Source organism: Falsiroseomonas oryziterrae, assembly GCF_021864505.1.
Taxonomy (GTDB): domain Bacteria; phylum Pseudomonadota; class Alphaproteobacteria; order Acetobacterales; family Acetobacteraceae; genus Falsiroseomonas; species Falsiroseomonas oryziterrae.
On the sequence record NZ_JAKJIB010000495.1, the window covers coordinates 1 to 2068 of the forward strand.

The 2068-nt window shown below is 74.8% G+C and carries 4 protein-coding genes; all 4 read left to right on the forward strand.

What is annotated here, in order from left to right; translation table 11 throughout:
* Positions 1-638, forward strand: a 638-nt coding sequence (sppA, locus tag L2I40_RS22370) for a signal peptide peptidase SppA (RefSeq protein ID WP_237217527.1), incomplete at its 5' end; no start/stop codon positions are given.
* Positions 639-659: 21 nt separating this feature from the next.
* A complete protein-coding gene (ihfB, locus tag L2I40_RS22375; protein WP_237217529.1) occupies positions 660-986 on the forward strand; it encodes an integration host factor subunit beta in 327 nt (108 codons plus the stop codon).
* Positions 987-1203: 217 nt separating this feature from the next.
* Entirely contained in the window at positions 1204-1551 is a 348-nt protein-coding gene (locus tag L2I40_RS22380; protein ID WP_237217530.1) for a LapA family protein, read from the forward strand.
* A partial coding sequence (gene pyrF / locus L2I40_RS22385; protein ID WP_372491101.1) for an orotidine-5'-phosphate decarboxylase occupies positions 1548-2068 on the forward strand: 521 nt, incomplete at its 3' end. The genes L2I40_RS22380 and pyrF, both read left to right, overlap by 4 nt.

Below are 2068 nucleotides of genomic sequence, written 5' to 3' on the forward strand. Positions count from 1 at the left end.
CGGGCGGCGAGGCGCTGCACGCCGCGCTGCGGCGGCTGGCCGAGCGCAAGCCGGTGGTCGCGACGATGGGCGGCACCGCGGCCTCGGCCGGCTACATGGTGGCGCTGCCGGCCGCCCGCGTCTTCGCGCGCGAGGCGACGGTGACGGGCTCGATCGGCGTGCTGCTGCAGTCGGTGGACGCGTCGGAACTGCTCGGCCGGCTCGGCGTGCGCGGCCAGTCCCTGGTCTCCGGCCGCTTCAAGGACGAACTCAGTCCCTTCCGCCCGCTGTCCGAAGAGGGGCGCGCCGAGCTGATGCGCGTGGTGCGCGACCTGCACGAGCAGTTCGTCGCCAAGGTGGCTGCGGGGCGCGACATGCCGGCCGAGCGCGTGCGCGAGCTGGCCGATGGGCGGGTCTTCACGGGGCGGGAGGCAGTCGGCCTCGGCCTGGTAGATGCGATCGGCGGCGAGCCGGAGGCGCGGGCGTGGCTGGCGGAGGCGCGGTCGGTCCCGGCCAATCTCCCCGTCCGGGACATCGAGACCCGGAGCTTCGCCGAGCGCAACCTGCGCGCCGCGGTGGGCGCGCTGGCGGAGGCGCTGGTCACGGAATGGCTCGTCGTTGACCGCGTGCGCGCGCTTTGGCAGCCTGCCGCCCGTTAAACGAGGGGACGGCAGGCCGTCATGACGCGATCGGAGCTGATCGCCCAGCTGGCGCAGGCCAACCCGCATCTGCGCCAGCCCGATGTGGAGCTGATCGTCTCCACCATCTTCGACGAGATCACCGGGGCGCTGGCCCGCGGCGACCGGGTGGAGCTGCGCGGCTTCGGCGCCTTCTCCACCAAGAAGCGCGACCCGCGCACCGGACGGAACCCGCGTACCGGGACGGCGGTGGCGGTGTCGGCGAAGTCGGTGCCCTACTTCAAGCCGGGCAAGGAGCTGCGGGAGCGCGTGAATGGCGGCCCGCTGCAGGTCGCGGCCCGCAAGCCGCGCGTGGCCGCGCCCGCCTAGATTTCCCCGCGAAGCCGCTGCGCGTCTTCGCGGGGACCCCGGATTGGCGCGCGTCCTGCGATGATGGCGCATCCTGCCCTGGCAAAGCCAAGGCAGGGCAGCGGGGGGCGGCCAGCGGGCGGGGCGCGCGGGGTTGTCCGGGTTGCGGCTTCCGGTCGCGGCCGGGCGGGCGTAAGCCTGGGGGCCGAAGGACCGCTCACGATCCGCGAGGATGCCGATGCGCTGGCTGATGTTCGTTCCGCTCCTGATCCTGCTCGCGCTGTTCGCGCTGTCCAACACGCAGGATGTCGAGATCCGGCTCTGGCCCTTCGACATCGCCTGGGTGTCGTCGCTCGGGATCGCGGTGCTGATCCTCTGCGCGGGGGCCTTCATGGTCGGCGCGCTGCTCGTCTGGGGCGCGACGCTGCCGATGCGGCGGCGCGCGGCGAAGATGGAGCAGGCGGCGAAGCTGCTCGAAGGCGAACTCGCCGCCATCCGCGCGCGGGAGGAAGCGGCGCGCCGCGCCGCCGACATGGGCCGCGTGCCGGACACCGAGGTCGTGCCAGCCCTCGGCGGGCGCCGCTGATCGTGCGGCGCTGCGGTCTCTGCGTCGCGCTCGACGCGCCCGACCTCGCCACCGCCGAAGGCTGGGCGCGCAGCGTCGTGCCGCAGGCCGGGCTGCTGAAGGTCGGGCTCGAGCTGTTCTCCGCCGAAGGCGGGGCGGCGGTGCGGCGCATCGCGGCGCATGGCCCGGTCTTCCTCGACCTCAAGCTGCACGACATCCCGAACACCGTGGCAGGCGCGGTACGGTCGCTGGCGCCGTTGCGGCCGGCCTTCCTGACCATCCACGCCGCCGGCGGGGCCGCGATGGTGGCCGCGGCGCGCGAGGCGGCGGAACGGATGGGCGAGGGCCGGATGCGCATCCTGGCCGTCACCGTGCTGACCAGCCTCGACGCGGCCGCATTGGCCGAGACGGGGGTGGCCGGTGGGCCGGTGCAGCAGGTGCTGCGGCTCGGGCGCCTCGCCGTCGCCGCCGGCGCCGATGGCCTGGTCTGCTCCCCGCGGGAGGTGGCGCCGCTGCGCGATGCGCTCGGCGAGGGGCC